This window comes from Sorangium sp. So ce836, from assembly GCF_028553905.1.
Lineage (GTDB): Bacteria > Myxococcota_A > Polyangia > Polyangiales > Polyangiaceae > Sorangium > Sorangium cellulosum_D.
This window is the reverse complement of record NZ_CP102233.1, coordinates 11,824,089-11,840,215: the sequence shown is the minus strand read 5'-3', so window position 1 is coordinate 11,840,215 and position 16,127 is coordinate 11,824,089. Positions and strand designations below refer to the sequence as shown.

11 protein-coding genes are annotated in these 16,127 nt (G+C 73.6%); 7 read left to right on the top strand and 4 right to left on the bottom strand.

Annotated elements, in window-relative coordinates; genetic code table 11:
- Positions 1-237: 237 nt before the first annotated feature.
- Positions 238-783 carry a hypothetical protein gene (locus tag NQZ70_RS43210; RefSeq protein ID WP_129579427.1) on the bottom strand — a complete coding sequence of 182 codons (546 nt, stop codon included), beginning with the start codon at positions 781-783 and terminating at the stop codon, positions 238-240.
- Between the two features lie 221 nt (positions 784-1,004).
- On the opposite strand from NQZ70_RS43210, the gene NQZ70_RS43205 reads away from it, so the two are divergent.
- From NQZ70_RS43205 to NQZ70_RS43175, 7 genes are all read left to right on the top strand, one after another.
- Complete coding sequence (locus tag NQZ70_RS43205; protein WP_129579426.1) at positions 1,005-2,069, top strand: MoxR family ATPase; 1,065 nt, start codon at positions 1,005-1,007, stop codon at positions 2,067-2,069.
- On the top strand, positions 2,066-4,201 hold the full coding sequence (locus NQZ70_RS43200; RefSeq protein WP_129579425.1) for a hypothetical protein: 2,136 nt from the start codon (positions 2,066-2,068) through the stop codon (positions 4,199-4,201). Before NQZ70_RS43205 ends, NQZ70_RS43200 begins: the two co-directional genes overlap by 4 nt.
- Positions 4,198-5,397, top strand: coding sequence for an ABC transporter ATP-binding protein (locus NQZ70_RS43195; protein WP_129579424.1), 1,200 nt, complete (start codon positions 4,198-4,200; stop codon positions 5,395-5,397). Before NQZ70_RS43200 ends, NQZ70_RS43195 begins: the two co-directional genes overlap by 4 nt.
- Positions 5,394-7,145 carry an ABC transporter permease gene (locus NQZ70_RS43190; protein WP_129579423.1) on the top strand — a complete coding sequence of 584 codons (1,752 nt, stop codon included), beginning with the start codon at positions 5,394-5,396 and terminating at the stop codon, positions 7,143-7,145. The genes NQZ70_RS43195 and NQZ70_RS43190 overlap by 4 nt, the downstream gene beginning before the upstream one ends.
- Positions 7,146-7,374: 229 nt before the next feature.
- A complete protein-coding gene (locus NQZ70_RS43185; RefSeq protein WP_129579422.1) occupies positions 7,375-8,628 on the top strand; it encodes a serine/threonine-protein kinase in 1,254 nt (417 codons plus the stop codon).
- A 961-nt stretch (positions 8,629-9,589) separates the two neighbouring features.
- Positions 9,590-10,789: a hypothetical protein gene (locus NQZ70_RS43180; protein WP_129579421.1), complete on the top strand. Its 1,200-nt coding sequence runs from the start codon at positions 9,590-9,592 to the stop codon at positions 10,787-10,789.
- A 55-nt stretch (positions 10,790-10,844) separates the two neighbouring features.
- The gene (locus NQZ70_RS43175) at positions 10,845-11,792 is read left to right on the top strand and encodes a hypothetical protein (RefSeq protein WP_237244582.1); all 948 of its coding nucleotides are present in this window, start codon (positions 10,845-10,847) and stop codon (positions 11,790-11,792) included.
- 24 nt (positions 11,793-11,816) lie between these two features.
- On the opposite strand, the gene NQZ70_RS43170 is transcribed toward NQZ70_RS43175, so the two are convergent.
- The 3 genes from NQZ70_RS43170 to NQZ70_RS43160 all read right to left on the bottom strand — a co-directional run bounded on the left by NQZ70_RS43170 (position 11,817) and on the right by NQZ70_RS43160 (position 15,851).
- A complete protein-coding gene (locus NQZ70_RS43170; RefSeq protein ID WP_129579420.1) occupies positions 11,817-13,655 on the bottom strand; it encodes a hypothetical protein in 1,839 nt (612 codons plus the stop codon).
- Positions 13,656-13,835: 180 nt separating this feature from the next.
- Positions 13,836-14,348, bottom strand: coding sequence for a hypothetical protein (locus NQZ70_RS43165; protein WP_129579419.1), 513 nt, complete (start codon positions 14,346-14,348; stop codon positions 13,836-13,838).
- Positions 14,349-14,693: 345 nt separating this feature from the next.
- Complete coding sequence (locus NQZ70_RS43160) at positions 14,694-15,851, bottom strand: alcohol dehydrogenase catalytic domain-containing protein (RefSeq protein ID WP_129579418.1); 1,158 nt, start codon at positions 15,849-15,851, stop codon at positions 14,694-14,696.
- Between the last annotated feature and the right edge of the window lie 276 nt (positions 15,852-16,127).

The following is a 16,127-nucleotide window of genomic DNA, read 5'->3' as shown; positions in this document are numbered from 1 at the left end:
CGACCTCCTTGCCCGCGCCGGGGTGCGGCGCATGGCGTGCGATGGAGAGCGCGCCGCCGGCGGATGGAGTCCACCCCTCCGGCATCGCTCCTCGCGCGCGGTGCGCTCGCGGTTCGCACGTTCGACCGAGCGAGGAGACGGAAGCTTGGATGGTTCAGGCGACGTTCGGAGGACGAACGAAGGGGCGCCGGGGAGGCGCCGCGGAGCATGGAGAAGGAGGGAGGCGCGGCGGCGCGATCACTCGACGCGGACGGCGACGATGACCTTCATCCAGACGCCCTCGGGCGGGATCTTCTTCGTGAGATCGACCTCACCGAACCAGTCGACGTGCACCGTGTAACCGCCGTTCTCCTCGTCCGGATAGAAGAATTTCCGGATGTCGCCATGATACTTGCGATCCAGCGGGACGATGCGCTCGCCGGCGGGCATCGGCGCCTTCTTGGCGATCAAGGTCGACTCGCCGTCGACGACGGCCTGGGCCGTGATGCTCTTGATGAACGTCAGGTCGGGCACGTTGTTGTCGCGCGCCTCGAGCCGGATGAACATGAGCTCGGCGCCGTCGACGGAATTCGGGTCCTGCGAGATGGAGACCTCGCTCCATCCGGAGAAGGTCGACTGCGAGGTCGGCTTGACGAGGAACTTCGTCTCCGCCTCATGCTCGCCGGCTATCGTGGCGCAGGCGCTCGCGCCGAGCGAAAGCGCCGCGGTGAGCGCCGCGCCGGCGCGCGCGGAGAGACAGAGCGAGGCAACTGCACGGCGACAGGTCCGGATAAGCATGTTCATCCGAGAAAGATAGCATGGCGGCGCCCCTCGCCGAGGCGATCGGCCGGTCGTTTCCGTGCATTACGTGCGTCCGCAGCGCCTCCGGAGGGGCGCTCGGCGCTCCGGCGCGGCCCCGTCGATCTCGGTCCGACACGAGACGTCGAGTCTTCTCGGCGGCGCGCTGCGGCGCCGATCGACGCCCGGCGCGCGGCCGGCTATGGTCGTGCCCCGAGGGCGACCGGATGGCGGCGGAATCAGGCGCAGGTATTGACGGAGCAGAGGGATCGGCCCCTGCCTCCTTCGAGGCGAGGCTCGAGCTCGCGCAGCAGACGAGCGCGCGGCTGCGCGAGGCGATCGGGCAGGCCGTCGTCGGCCAGGGCGACGTCATCGAGCAGACGCTCTGGGGGATCATCGCGGGAGGGCACGTCCTCTTGGAAGGGGCGCCCGGGCTGGGCAAGACGCTCCTCGTCAGGACCATCGCCAGCTGCCTCGATCTCAGGTTCTCCCGCATCCAGTTCACCCCGGATCTCATGCCGAGCGACGTGATCGGGACGAACGTGCTCGTCACGGCGGAAGGCGGCTCGCGCCACTTCGCGCTGCACAAGGGGCCGATCTTCGGGCAGGTGATCCTGGCCGACGAGATCAACCGCGCGACGCCGAAGACGCAGAGCGCGCTGCTTGAGGCGATGCAGGAGCACGCGTGCACCATCGCGGGCGCGCGGCACGCGATGGAGGAGCCGTTCTTCGTGCTCGCCACCGAGAACCCGATCGAGATGGAGGGGACGTACCCGCTGCCGGAGGCGCAGCTCGATCGGTTCCTGCTCAAGGTGCTCGTGCCGAGCCCGACGGAGGACGAGCTGACCGAGATCCTCGCCCGGACCACGGGCCACGACCGCGGCCCGCCGCCGCGGGTGCTCACCCGCGACGACGTGCTCTCGCTGCGCTCGCTCTGCCGCGACGTCGCGGTCGCCGAGCCCGTGATGCGGTACGCCTCGCGGCTGACGCGGGCGAGCGATCCGGCCGCCGAGGGGGCGCCCGAGATCGTGCGGAGGGCGCTCCGGTTCGGCGCCGGCGTGCGCGGCGCGCAGTCGCTCGTGCTGGCCGCGAAGGCGGTGGCGCTGCTCCAGGGCAGGGCGCACGTCGCCTTCGCCGACGTGCAGCGGGTCGCGAAGCCGGTGCTCCGCCACCGCATGATCCGGTCCTTCGAGGGCGAGGCGGAGGGGATCACGACGGATCAGGTGATCGCCGCGCTCCTCGCCGCGGTCGAGCCGCGGCCCGAGCCCGTGGCCCAGGCGATCCGGCGATGAGGCGCGGCGACGAGGCGCGGGAGCCGGCGCTCCGGATCGCGACGCCGAGGGGCGCGAAGGGCGCGGCCGGCGCGGCGTGGCTCGCGGCGCTCCTCGCCGCGGGGCCTGCGTCCGGGCAGGCGCCGCCCGCGTTGGCCTCGCCGGAGCTCGTCGTGGACGCGGCGCCGGTGTTCGGGACGAGCGGCGCGATCCCCTGGGGGTGGAACCAGGTCATCGTCCGCATCCAGAACCGCGGCGGCAAGGCGGCGCGGGGCGCGGTCGAGGTCGAGTCGAAGCGCTACTCCGAGCAGCGCGTCTTCGTCGCGTCGGCGCCGTACACCGTCGGGGCGGGCGAGTCGGTCAACGTGCGCGTGCCCGTGCAGGTGGCGCCCTTCGGCGACGTGCAGGTGCGCGCGCTCGACGAGGGCGGCGCGACGGTGTCCTCGCACGCGCTCTCGTCGACCTCGCAGCGCGCGGTGGTGCTCTTCGACGTCAGCGAGACGTCGCTCCTCCGCGCGGGCCTGCACGAGGCGCCGGTCGCGCCGCTGTACACGCCGACCGGCCGCGGGCCCGGGTCGTCGCCGGCCGCGGTCCTGTGGGTCGGGCAGCCGCGCTACGACGGCGCGACGGGCGATCCGCTGCTGCCCGATCGGGCGGCCCTGTACAGCGCGGCGGACGCGGTGCTGATGCGCGGCGACACGCTCTCGATGTTGAACGGCGCCGAGCTCGACGCGCTCGCCGGCTACGTGCTCTCCGGCGGCACGCTGGCGCTGTCGATCGGGCGCCCCGAGGCGCTGCGGCACCCGACGCTCGCGGCGCTCGTGGGCGGCGAGGTCTCGAGGGCGGGCGTCGCGCCGCCCACCCTCGAGGAGATCGTGCCGCCCGGCGCGCCCAGCGGCTTCGGCAAGCAGGGCAACGTGCTCCTGCCCGCGCCGAGCGCGAGCCCCGAGGTGGCCGAGGCGCTCGCCGGCTGGTCGGGCGGGAACCTGCGGGCGAGCCCGTATGGCAGCTCGGCGTTCTACGGCCTCGGCGAGGTGCACCTGCTCGCGTTCGACCCGACGCAGAGGCCCGCGGCCGGCGACCCGTGGGTGAAGATCCGGATGGCCGATCTCGCGCGCCGCGCCCACGACCGCCGCTCCACGGTCGCGTTCCGCCCGGGCGAGGAGGCGATGGGCCTCGAGCTGGATCCGGTGCGGCGCGAGCTCGATCCGAACGAGAGCGCGCGCTGGGCGATCGGGGTCTCGGCGCTGTTGCTCTGCATCTACGCGGTGCTCGCCGGCCCGATCAACTTCTCGCGCGCCGCGCGGCAGGGGCGGCCGCTCCGCGCGCTCCGTCACCTGCCCGTGTACGCGGCGGTGACGTTCGCGGCGATCGTCGGCGTCGGCGTGCTCGCGAAGGGCGTGCGCGGCAGGGCGCGGCACCTCACGCTGATCGAGGCCGGCGCCGGCATGGCGAAGGGGGCGGTGCGCCGGTTCCGCGGCTTCTTCGTCGCCAGCGCGGAGGAGCTCACCGTCCGCACGACCGACGCGAGCAGCGTCATCAGCACGGCGGTGCTCGCCGAGCTCTCGGAGCGGCGCGACCGGCTCCTCGTCGATCGCGACGGGGCCCGGCTGACGAAGGTCGCCGCGCTCCCGTGGCAGACGGTGGTCGTGCGCGAGGACGGCGTCGCGCCGCTCGGGGACGGCATCGCGATCGTCGCCGAGCCGAGCGGCGACGTGGTCGTGAGCAACCGGAGCGGCCGCGATCTCCGGGGCGGCGTCCTGTGGCTGCCGGAGGGCGCGGCCCGCTACTTCGCCCGCGTCCGGGACGGGGAGAAGGTCTCGTCGCGCGCGGGGGTCGATCTCGCGGCGCGGGCCGAGGCGCAGGGCTGGCTCTCGCACGTGGGCTTCGGCCGGCGGGTCGGCGGCATCGACATCCACGACCTCGGCGGGAGCCTGCTGGTCCCCCTGCTCGAGCCCGACGCGCCGGGGCTCGGCGCCGCGTGGCTCGCGATCGAGGAGGCGGCCGGCGACGCGGTCGACTGGTTCCCGGCGGGCGTGCCCGTCCTGCTCGGGCAGCTCGACGGCGGCGAGGGGCGCGCGGTCGACTCCGGGCTGCGGATCGAGAGCGACCGCGTGCTCGTGCGGATCGTCGGCTACGGAGGTCGGCCGTGAGCGCCGTGTCCGGCGGCGGCCCGCCCCCCGCGGCGCGGATCGAGCGGCCTGCGCCGACGATCCGCGTCCGCCACCTCTCGCACCGCTTCGGCGCGCTCGACGTGCTCCGGGACGTCACCTTCGACGTCGGGCCCGGCGAGATCTTCGGCTTCATCGGTCCGAACGGCGCGGGCAAGACGACGACGATCCGGGTCATGGCGACCTTGCTCGAGCCGATGGCGGGGCGGGTCGAGATCGACGGGGTCGACGTCACGATCGACCCGGCGGCGGTCCGCCGCAGCATCGGCTACATGCCGGATCACGCGGGCGTCTACGACCGGATCACGGTGCGCGAGTACCTCGAGTTCTTCGCGGACGCGTTCCGCGTGCCGTCGCTCGACGTGGTCGACGCGGTCCTGGAGCTGACCGACCTCGGCAAGATCCAGGACCGGATCGTGGCCACGATGTCGAAGGGCATGAAGCAGCGCCTCCAGCTCGGGAGGATCCTGCTGCACGATCCCAAGGTCCTCATCCTGGACGAGCCGGCGAGCGATCTCGATCCGCGCGCGCGCATCGAGATCCGCGACCTCTTGCTCGAGCTCCGCAGCCTGGGGAAGACGATCTTCCTCTCCTCGCACATCCTCACGGAGCTCTCCGACGTGTGCACGTCGATCGGCATCCTCGAGAAGGGCCGTCTCGTCGTCGCCGGGCCGATCGGCGAGATCGCGGCGCGGCTCGAGGCGCTGCGCGCCGCGCAGGCCCACGGGCACGCGCCGCCGCGCCACGCCGCCGCGCCGGGCGCGTACCCGGCCGAGGCGGGCCACGCGGCCGCGCACGGGCCCGGGGCGCCCGGGGATCCGGCCGTCGTCGGTCCTCAGCAGGCTGAAGGTGCGTACGGCCCGCACCCGCCCCACGCTGCGGGGCCGGGGCAGCCGGCGGCCTACCCGGGGCTGTCGCCGCTCTCCCGGCGCAAGGTCAAGGTGCGGGTCCTCGGAGATCCCGAGGCCGCGGCCTACCTGCTCCGGGGCGGCCCCGGGATCGCCGACATCGAGATCGTCGCGGGCGCCGTGCACGTCGGCTACGTGGGCAACGACGTGAAGATCGCCGAGATCGTGCAGCACCTCGTGCGGAGCGGGATCGGCGTGATCGGGGTCGAGCCGGAGCGCAACGAGCTCGAGCGGATCTTCCTCGAGGTCACGCAAGGAGAGGTGCAGTGAGCGCGCAGACTGGCTCATCGCCGCCCGCCGGCCCGGCGTCGCAGCGGCTCGTCGATCGGGCGCGCCACCGCGTGGCCCGCCTCCTCGGCGAGCCGAACCCGATCTGGATCCGCGAGCTCAAGCAGGCCGCGCGGCTCGCCCGCACGCCGATCATCCTCCTCGTGCTCGCCGTGCTGATGACGCTGCTCGTGGCGTCGATCGGCGGCATGGTGTCGAGGGACATCGCGCCCGCGAAGGCGGGCGTGATCCTGTTCCAGGTCTTCTTCTCGCTCGCGTACTTCGTGGTGGCGCTGGTCGGGCCGGCGGTCGCCGCGAACAGCATCGCGTCGGAGCGCGAGGGCCGCACCTGGGAGGCGGTGCTCCTGACGGGCATCCCGCCCGGCGAGATCGCGCGCGGCAAGTTCCTCGCCGCCTACACGGCGATCTCGATGTACGTGGCCATGCTCGCGCCGGTCGGGGCGCTGCCGTTCCTGTTCGGCGGGATCACCGCGATGGAGGTGGTGATCGCCTTCCTGTTCCTCTTCCTGATCGCGCTGCTCAGCGTCGCCTTCGGCCTCGCGATCAGCTCGAAGATGGCGAGCCTCCGCACGGCGATCCTCGTCACGCTGCTGCTCGCGTTCCCCCTGTCGATCTGCCTGTTCATGGCGGGGGGCACGGGGCTCTCGTACGCGGCCCACCTCGCCTGGCCGGAGGTGCCCGAGGGCCCGCCCATCTGGCTCCCGGTCGCCTACCAGCGCGTCCCGCTCGGCGTCGATTACGCGCTCTTCCTGGTCCTCCTGCCGATCGCGGCGGTCGTCGTCCCCGCGTGGTTCCTCTACCAGGTGACCGTCGCGAACCTCACGAGCGAGAGCGACGATCGCTCCTCCGGCCTGAAGACGTGGTTCGCGGTCTGCACGCCGGTGGTCGCCGCCGCCGCGGTGGTGCCGGCGTTCTCGGTGGACCCGCCCGAGCGCCTGGCCGCGATCCTCGCGGGCCTGTGCGCGACGCTCTCGTACCTGACCTTCTGCGTGTTCCTCTTCGCCGGCGATCCGGTCGGCCCGTCGCGCCGCGTCGAGGTGCACTGGGCCAGGAGCCGCGCCGGCCGGCTGCGTCGCTTCTTCGGCCCCGGCGTGGCCCGCGCGGCGTACCTCCTGCTCGCGGCCGGCGTCCCCGCCGTCGTCGCGCTCTGGGCCGCCGGCCACCAGCTGCTCCTCGACGCGTCCGTCGGCACGCCGGAGAGCCAGACGCGGCAGCTCCAGTACTTCGCCGTCTACGCGCTCGCCTTCTATGTGTTCCTGGTCGGGCTCGGCGCCTTTCTCCGCGCGCGGATCGCCGCGCCGATGGTGGCGCGGGTGCTGCTGCTGACGCTCCTCTTCTCGATCGCGGTCGGCCCGTGGATCGTCGCCGCCATCGCCGGCCTCGTCACGGAGTTCAGCACCAGCGAGAGCGCCCTCCTCGTCGCGGCCCCCTCGCCGTTCTACGCCTTCGTGATGCTCTCCAAGGCCGCGCAGGGCGATCCGGGGCCCGTCGTGGTCGCCGGGCACGCGGCCGCCGCCGCCTGGGTCGCCGTGGGGCTCGGCCTGCTCGCCGCTGCGCGCGCGCGCTGCGCCGCCCTCATCGCGCAGCGGGACGCGGCGCTCGCCGTGACGGACGCGCTCCTCGCCCAGGAAGACGAGGCCGCGCGCGCGGCCGAGCAGGCGGCTCCGGCGCAGGCCGCCGCGCCGGAGCGCGCCGAGCCAGGAGGGAGCGCCGCGGGCACCCTCGCATGAGCGCATCGCCCGCGGGCGCGCTGAAATCGCACGTGCGCGCGTTGTCGTGTGGAAATTTGGATCGTCTCGCGGGAATGCTTCATGATGCGCCTGCGCGCGGATCTGTCGAAATCTTGAGCGCTCCGGGACGGCGTGTGAAAAGGGCGTGCGCGCTCGAGGTCCGGGAGCGAGAGGGGATCTCGATCCTCGCGTCGCGTGGCGACGGCGGTGCGACCTCGACCCGCGGGGGATGGCCTTGCCTTCGCACGACGACTGCCGGTGCTCGGCGTCCGAGCTGAGCGATACGCTGTTGTACGGAACGCCGTACCGGCCGGTGCGTCGGCTCGGGCGAGGCGGGATGGGGGAGGTGATCGAGGCCGCGCACGTGGGCCTCGACAAGCCCGTGGTGGTGAAGCTCCTGCACCGCGATTTGAACCGCGAGCCGCGGCTCGTGGAGCGGATGCGCGTCGAGGCGCAGTCGCTGGCGCGGCTCGCCCATCCCAACCTGGTGATGGTCACCGATTTCGGGCGGACGGCCGAGGGGCGGACGTTCCTCGTGATGGAGCGGCTCTACGGCCGGACGATGCGCGAGGAACTCGCGGCGCGGGGCGCGCTGCCGCCGCTGGAGGCGGTCGACCTGGTGACGCAGACGCTGGCCGGCCTCGCCGCGGCGCACGGCGCGGGCATCGTCCACCGCGACGTGAAGCTCGAGAACCTGTTCGTGTGCGACGCGGACGTGCAGGGGCGTCGCGTGGTGAAGGTGCTGGATTTCGGCATCGCCAAGGTGGTCGCTCCGCGGGGCGACGGCCGCGCGCCGGCGCCGTCGCTCTACCAGACGGAGGAGGGGGTGCTCGTCGGCACGCCGCGCTATCTCTCGCCCGAGCAGGCGTGCGGGCTCGCCGTCGACGCCCGCACCGACGTGTATGCGGCCGGCGTGGTGCTCTACACGCTGCTCGCCGGCCGCGGCCCGTTCGAGCACGTGAGGCGCGTCCCCGATCTCGTGCGCGCCCACGCCAGCGAGGTGCCCGCGCCGCCGTCCTGCCACGCGCCGCGGCCGGTGCCGCCGGAGCTCGACCGCGCCGTCATGAGGGCGCTCGAGAAGCGCCCGGAGCTGCGCTTCCCGGATGCCGCGGCGTTCGCGGACGAGCTGTCGCGCATCGCCGCGGCGCTCTCGGGGGGAGGGGCGGGGCCGGCGCCGGCCTCGCCGACGGGGGCGTGCTGGGAGAGCACGGCGCCGCTGACGGTGCCGCCGGTCCGCGCGCTGGTCGCACCGACGTTGAGCGCGACGGTGGAGGCGTTCGGCCTCACGGCGCCCGGCGGGGCGGCGCAGCCTGCCTCGGGACGTGCGCTGCCGCGCGGTCCGGAGGCGCGGAGGGGCGGGGCGAGGCGCGCGCGACGGCGCCCGGCGCGCGCGGAGTCCAGCGTGGCGGCCATGGTGATGCTGGTGGTGAGCGTGGTGCTGTTCGGCTTCGCCGTGGCGCTGCTGGTGAGCGTCGTGGGCTGACGGGCGGCCGCGACGCCATCGCCGCGGTCGCGAGGATCCTCACCCGGGGCGACGAAACCGGTACCATGCGGGGGTGGGATGGATGGGCAGCGCTGGCGCCGGCGGGAGGCTCAACCTGGGTGGGGTCAGCCTGGGTCGGGGGCAGCTCAACCTGGGTCGGGGGCAGCTCAACCTGGGTCGGGGGCAGCTCAACCTGGGTCGGGGGCAGCTCAACCTGGGTCGGGGGCAGCTCAACCTGGGTCGGGGGCAGCTCAACCTGGGTCGGGGGCAGCTCAACCTGGGTCGGGGGCAGCTCAACCTGGGTCGGGGCAGCTCAACCTGGGTCGGGGCAGCTCAACCTGGGTCGGGAGCCGCTCAGCTCAACCCGGGTGGGGTGCCAGGTGCAGGGTGGATGCAATAAATCGAGGCTGCGGCATCACAACAGACACGACAGCGTAGCCATGGACGTCTCCCTCAAATTCCAGGAAGGCAGCAGAAGGATGGCCAGCGTCAACTTCGCGCTCGGTCGGCCCGCAGGGCCGCGCCTCGCCCGAGGCCATGTTCCGGGGCATCGATGCGCGCGGCCATCGAGCGCCTCCGTCACGCCCGCGACGGCAGCGGCTTCCGATCCAGGTGCATCCCTGGACGCCGTCGTTGTATCGCTGCGGAGGGGTCGTGATGCTTGGGCGCGTGGTGGCGACGGCTGGGTGGGGTATCTTCGGGGCTATGCCGTGGCCCTGCCCCCGAGCGAGCTCCGAGGTGTCGCGCACCGGCCAGCGCACGTTCGACGCTGGCCCGCGGCGCACCCGCGCTGGCCGGAGCGCTGCCGCGGCGCCCGCCGCACCGTCGGCAGAGCAGCGGTCGAGGCCGCTCGCCTCGGGAGCACGCCCATGACAACGCGGAGCCTTGGACCGGGTGCTCGATGCGCTGCTGCCCACGCGGGGCAGCAGCGCGCCTTACGCACGTGGCGAGAGGGGCAGGCATGACCAACAGGAACGCGAACAAGAGCTCGCCAGGGCAGCCGGCGGGGCAAGGCGCTGCGGGCGACGCCGCGCCGCAGCCGCAGCCGCAGCAGCCGCCGCGCGGGTACGAGGCGCCGAGCTTCGCACCGCAGGAGCACCCTTCGCTGGCGCAGCAGCGGGCGCTTTCCCAGGATCCGCGCCGCAGGCCCGACGAGGCCGCGCCCGCCGCCGCGCCGCCTGCCGAGCGAATGATGCAGTGGGGCGAGCCCAGGCCGCGGCGCCGGCAGGATCGCGAGGCGGGGCCCAGCGACAAGCAGGTGTACGTTCCCCCGGTCACCCTGCCCCCGAACCGGGAGCACCAGGCGATGGACCTGCAGAAAATCCAGGTCGCGCCGTCGCTGCTGAAGGGCGTCGACGAACGGAACCGCCCGACGATGCGCCGGATCCCCGTGCACGGCATGCCGGGCCCTCCGCAGGCGATCCCCGAGGGGCCAGGCAGCGCGCGCACCGGCGTGCGCACGGCCCGCGTCGGCGTGGGCAGCGGCGTCTGGCCGCCGCCCGAAGAGCCGACCCGCAAGCAGCGGCTGGCTCCTGCGCCCGCTCCCCAGCCCGCCGCCGCCGCTCCTCGAGCGGGCCTGCCCCAGGACGCCGCGCGCCCCGACGCCGCCGTGGCCGCCGCTGCCTCCGCCGCAGCGCTCGCGGCGCGCCGCCGCGTGGCCCCGCTGGGCCTGTTCGCGCTGCTCGTGTTTCTGGGCAGCGCGACCGTCGCGGGCTTCTGGGTGCTGTGGCGCGCCGCCAACCCTCCGGCCACTCCAGACGCCCCGGTCACCGCCGACGGCCGCGCCCCGGCCCCCGAGCCCGGCCCCGCGGCGCCCACGCCGAGCGCGATGCCCGAGCCGGCGCCGACGCCGCCTCCGGTGGCGACCGGTGAGCCGCCGCCTCCCGTGCCGGAGCCGGCCCCTGCCGCATCGGACGCGCCGCCGACGTCGCCTGCGGCGGAGCCGAGCGCGCCGTCCGCGCCTTCCGGAGCGGTGGCCGCCCGCCCGTCCACGCCGCGCCCTGCGGCGCAGGCGAAGCGTCCGCCCAGGCCTGCCGTGCCGGAAGATGTCTACGAATCGTCGTCCGTGAGCCCTCCGCTCCCCCCACCGCTGCCGTCCGTGACCTCTGCGTTGCCCACGACGCCCCCGGGGACGACCGCGCCCCCGCGCCCCTTCCCCTGAGGCGTCGTCCTCTCCGGAGTGCAATCCCCCGGCAGTCACCATGCGAAAGCCATTCTTGAAATACGCGCCTCTGTTCCTCCTGTGCTCCATGGTCGTCCTGGCGCCGGGCGTCGCGACCGCGACCGGCAAAGCTCGGCTCGTGCCCACCTCTCCGACCGACGCGCCGGCTGCGACGTCGAGCGCGGGCGAGCGCGCCGCGCAGCTCTACCGGGAGGGGAACAGGTTCTATGACGAGGCGCGGTTCGTCGAGGCCGAGGCGCGCTATCAGGCGGCGTGGGACCTCCAGCAGAGCTTCGACGTCGCCGGCAATCTCGGGAACGTCGAGCTGGAGGTGAACCAGCACCGCGAGGCGGCCGAGCACCTCCTGTACGCGCTCAACACGTTTCCTCTCGGCGAGAAGGAAGAGAAGAAGCGCTTTTTGGAGCAGCGGCTCGCCGAGGCCAAGGCGCACGTCGGCACGCTCCGCATCCGCGTGAACGTCGACGATGCCGAGGTGCTCATCGACGGCAAGCTCATCGGACATTCGCCCCTCGAGGCCCAGGTGTTCGTCGATCCCGGCAAGCGCACCATCGAGGCGCGCCGCTCCGGCGCCCGGACGTCGACCTCGCTGCTCGTGGCCAGGGGCTCGGACCAGAGCATCGCCTTGAGCCTCGACGCCGGCTCGAACCTCCCGCTGGTGGTCGCGGGCGGAGCGGTCGGGCTGCTCGGGGTCGCTTCGGGCGTGACCTTCGCGATCCTCTCCACCGCGAAGGGCAAGTCCGCCGCGGCGGAGCCGTCCCCGAGCCAGCGGCGCAGCGACCTGCGCGACAGCCAGACCACGCTCGCCAACATCTCCCTCTGGAGCTTCATCGGCGGCGGCGCGGTGCTCGCCGGGACCGCCGTGTACGCGCTCAGCACGTCGAGCCGCACGCTGCCGGCCCCGCGGACCGGGCTCACCCGCATCCACGCCGTGCCCCTCGTGACCGCCGACGCGAAGGGCTTGCTGGTCGGCGCGAGCTTCTGAGCCCACCGCCACCCACGCCCGGGCTCACCGGGGTTGGAAGTAGCGCCCGACCTGCTCGCGGTACTCTTCCGGGACGTCGCTGCGCTCGACGCCGCCGATCTCCTGGGGGCCCACGACGCCGAGCGCGCCCTCGCCTTGCACGTTGGCGGTGTCTCCGGCGCGCCCTGCGGTCCGGCCGATCACGATCCCTGGCATCGGCCTGCCCGGATTCATCCGCGCGTCGGCGCGTGAGCGCAGCTCGCCCCCCGCGATCGCGCCGGTCTGCCCCTCGTGGCTGCCCGGCCCGCCTCCCTGCGAGCGGCCTGGCTGCCCGGGCCCTCGCCCTTGCTCGCCTGCGCCGCCCGCTTGCGAGCCCTGGCCGCGCTCTCCGCCGCCGGGACCCGCGTTGCCCGACCCACCGGCGATCGGCGCCGGAACCGGCGTCCCCCCGAGCTGCCCCTCGGCCTCGGCCGCCCCGCGCTGCGCGTCGTCGAGCGCGCGCTGGCGCTCCGATTCCTCGCTGCTCGGGCCTCCCTCCTGGGCCATCCGGCGCAGCTGCTCCTCGAGCTGCCGCTGGCCCTCGGGCGTCGCCAGCTGCCGCGCGAGCTCGCGCAGCTGCTCCTCCGACGCGGCCTCCCCGGGCGCGCCCTCGGGCGACCGCGCCACCTGCCGCTTGAGGCGCTCGGCGAGCTGCCGGCGCTCCTCGGGGCTCAGCTTCTCGAGCGCTTTCTCGAGGCTGTCGGCGAGCCGCCGCGCGTCCTTGCCGCTCCCGGTCCGACCGAGCTCGCCGAGCGCCTCGCGCCCCTCGTCGCCGAGCGCCTCGCCGAGCGCCTCCGCGAGCTCCCTCAGCTTGTCGGCCTCCTGGCCGCGCCGATCCAGGAGCTCGCGCTGCTCCTCGAGCGCCCTCGCCACGCCGGGGGCGCCGGCCCGCTTCGCGGCCTCGGCGGCCTCCTCGAGCGCCTTTCTGGCCCGCTCTCGATCGGTCTTCTCGACCCGGTTCGCGAGCCGCTCCATCTCCTCGTCGAACGCCACGAGATCGCGATCGCCGAGCGCCTTCGCCGCCCGCTTCAGCTGCGGGTCCTCCCCGAGCTTGCCGAGCGCCGACTCCATCCCGTGGCGCTGCTCGCCCTCGCCGAGCGACAGCCGCTCGGCCGTGATCGCGTCGCGGAGCCTGCCGAGGTCGGCCTGCGCTTCGCGGCGCTCGACGCCGCTCCTCAACTTTTCGCGGAGCCGCTTCGCGTCGTCCGCGAGCCGCTTCAATCGATCGCGCTGCGCGGCGTCCCGAGCGTCGACCTCCGCCAGCTGGATCACCCGTTCCAGTCCGGCGAGCTCGGCCAAGCGCACCTGCTCGGCCCCGGGCGGGGGCGCCGCGCTGGCGGGGGCAGGCGGCAGCGGAAGCCAGCTGAGATAGCCGATGACCGCCGCCGCGAGGGGCGCTCCGGCGTGCCAGGGGCGCCACAGCGGCGCGCGGACCTCCTGGGCGGTCGCCCGGTCGAGGGCCGCCGCGGCGTGCGAGAACACCACGTCGCGGGCCAGAGGCGCGCCGTCGCCCGCGCGCTCGGCCGCCGCGAGCTCCACGGCCGTGGAGACCGACTCGGACGCGCCGAGCTTGCCGTCGAGGAACAGCGCGACGTCCGGATCCGACCACCGCCGCCGCCGCGCCGCCGCCGCGCCGGCCGCCGCGCCGAGCAGGCCGCCGCCCGCCATCCAGGGGCGCAGCGCGCCGTGCCGCGCTTGCCAGGCGGCCGCTGCGCCCGCCGCGCCGAGCATCAGCCCCGCGGCGGCCCCAGTGAGGATCAGCTCCAGCGCGAGCCGCCGCCGGACGCGGCGAGACCAGCGAGCGAACGCGGCGCTGAACCGTCGCCGGGGGGACGCATCCACCATGGTTCGATGTTTACCCGTGGGCAGACGCGCGGGCCAGCGCTGCCTCGGGCGCACCGAACGCCGCGGCGCGCCCGCCGTGCCCCGCCGCGAGCGCCTCGCGCGCCCTCCGCGACGATCCGCGAGCGGTCGCCCGGCGCCGCAGGGGGCGCTCTCCTCAGAGCGCACCGCGGGCGCGCCCGCTCACGGGACGAAGCACCATTTCAAGTGGAATGACGCGCGCTCGAGGCGCGCCTGGGTACCGTCCTGGGCACCGTCGAACAGGCGCAAATCGCACCCGGCGAAAGCGAACGTGCATTCATGCGATCCCTGCTGTGACGTCCTGAGCGTGGCCGGACACGCGCCGTCAAAAAGCTCATCGTCGACGTACATTCGCATGTTCACGACAGCGGCGTCGCCGTCCTGGCGCTCGCTCCCGAGCAGATGGAGATCGAGGTAGTAGAAGCCCTTCCTGCCCTTCGAGCGATCCACCAGCTCCAGATTGGTCTCGCCATTGACGATGGAGCAGTCAACGTCCCAGCTGTCATCGAATCTGGGGACAGGCAGCTTGCCGTCATCGCCCGTGTCGAGCACCAGCTCCTCCCCGTTCAGGTTCATGATCGCCTTGCCGTACGCTTCAGGAATTTCCGGGCTAGCAGAGCACCCGAACGGCGCGAGCGACAGCACGAGGCCTTGGGCGAGGAGGGATCGGTGCATGGGAGCTCTCCAGCGGCACGGAGGGCGAGAGTATCGCACGAGTTCGACAGCCATGGACGCGCGCAGTGTGGTCGATCCATGCGCCGTGGCGGATGTCAACCGGAAACGGAGGGCTCCGCGAGACGACCTTGTTGGGCCTGATCCACGCTGCGTGAGGGCCGGGGGCCCGACCCACGCTGTCCAAGGCTCGAGCCAGCGGGGCCGGCAGCGGCAGGCGGAAGGACCGCCATTGCGGGTTCGATTGCGTGCGATAAGGCGACGAGAATATGTCAATCGTCTGCGCCTGCGCGCATGATCTCGCGCCTGGACCTCCGCCTCATTGCCGCGCCTCGGTCGGCCGGGCGTTCAGGCCTTCAGCACGACCTTCACGCAGCCGTCTTTCTTCCCATTGAAGAGATCGTATCCACGCGCGGCCTCGGCGAGCGGAAGTCGGTGCGTGATGACGTCGTCCGCGCGCAGCTTGCCCTCCCTGATCCACCCGAGGAGCTTGTCCACGTGCTTGTGGACCGGAGCCTGGCCGAAGCGCACGGTCACCCCTTTGTCGAAGAGCTGCCCGAGCGGGAAGTTGTCGTACGGCATGCCATACACGCCGACCACGCTGACGACCCCGCCCCGGCGGACCGCGCTCACCGCCAGCTTGAAGGCGACGAACGAGCCGATCTGCCCGTGAACCATGTTGGAGATCTTCTCGAGCGGCGTCCGGTGCGCCTCCATGCCGACGGCGTCGATGCAGACGTCGGCGCCGCGGCCGCCGGTCGCCGCTCGGATGAACTCCAGCGCGACCCCCGAATCCACGTTGACCGTCTCGGCCGAGGCGATCTCGCGCGCCTTTTCCAGCCTGTACTCCTCCCGGTCGACCCCGATCACGCGCGCGGCGCCGCGGAGCCAGGCGCACTTCATGGCCATGATGCCCACCGGCCCGCAGCCGATGACCGCCACCGTCTCCCCGCCCTGCATCCCGGCCCAGTCGACGGCGGTGTAGCCGGTCGGGAGGATGTCCGTCAGAAACAACACCTGCTCGTCCGCCAGGTCGTCATCGACCTTGCGCGGCCCCACGTCGGCGAACGGCACGCGGACCCTCTCGGCCTGCCCGCCTGCATATCCACCATACAGGTCGGTGTACCCGAAGAGCCCGCCCCCCTTCGAGCTGATGACGTTCCCCTCGGGCCCGTAATGCCCCGGGTTCGAGCGCTCGCAGTGCCCAGGCAGGTCCCTCTCGCAGAAGAAGCAGCTCCCGCAGGCGATGGCGAAGGGCACGAGCACGCGATCGCCCGGGCGGAGCCTCTTCACCTCGCTCCCCACCTCTTCGACGATCCCCATGAATTCGTGCCCGAGGACGAGCGGCTTCGCCTGCGGGATCAGCCCATTGAAGATATGCAGATCCGAGCCGCAGATGGCCGTGCTCGTCACCCGCACGATCGCGTCGGTCGCCCGCAACAGGACCGGCGCGTCGACGGTGTCCACGCTGACATGCTTTGGGCTGTGAAACACAAGAGCCTTCATTCGCCCTCCTCGCCTTCGTGCCGTGGGACCGGGGCGAAATATCTGCAACCTGTATGCCCCTCTGCCGCGTCCGGCGACGCGCGCGCCGAGGGTGCGCCGGCAGCAGGGCGTCAAAGCGCACAGCCGGGACGAACGAAGGCCAGTATACGGGCGGGCTCTGCGCTGGCGTGGCGCTGAACCCCCGGAGGGCGTGGCGCGGAACCCCCGGAGACGGAGCGGGCGCGGCGCCGCGCTGCCCCGCGGATGCCGCGGCGGCGCGGCGTGGCAGGCAGGCGC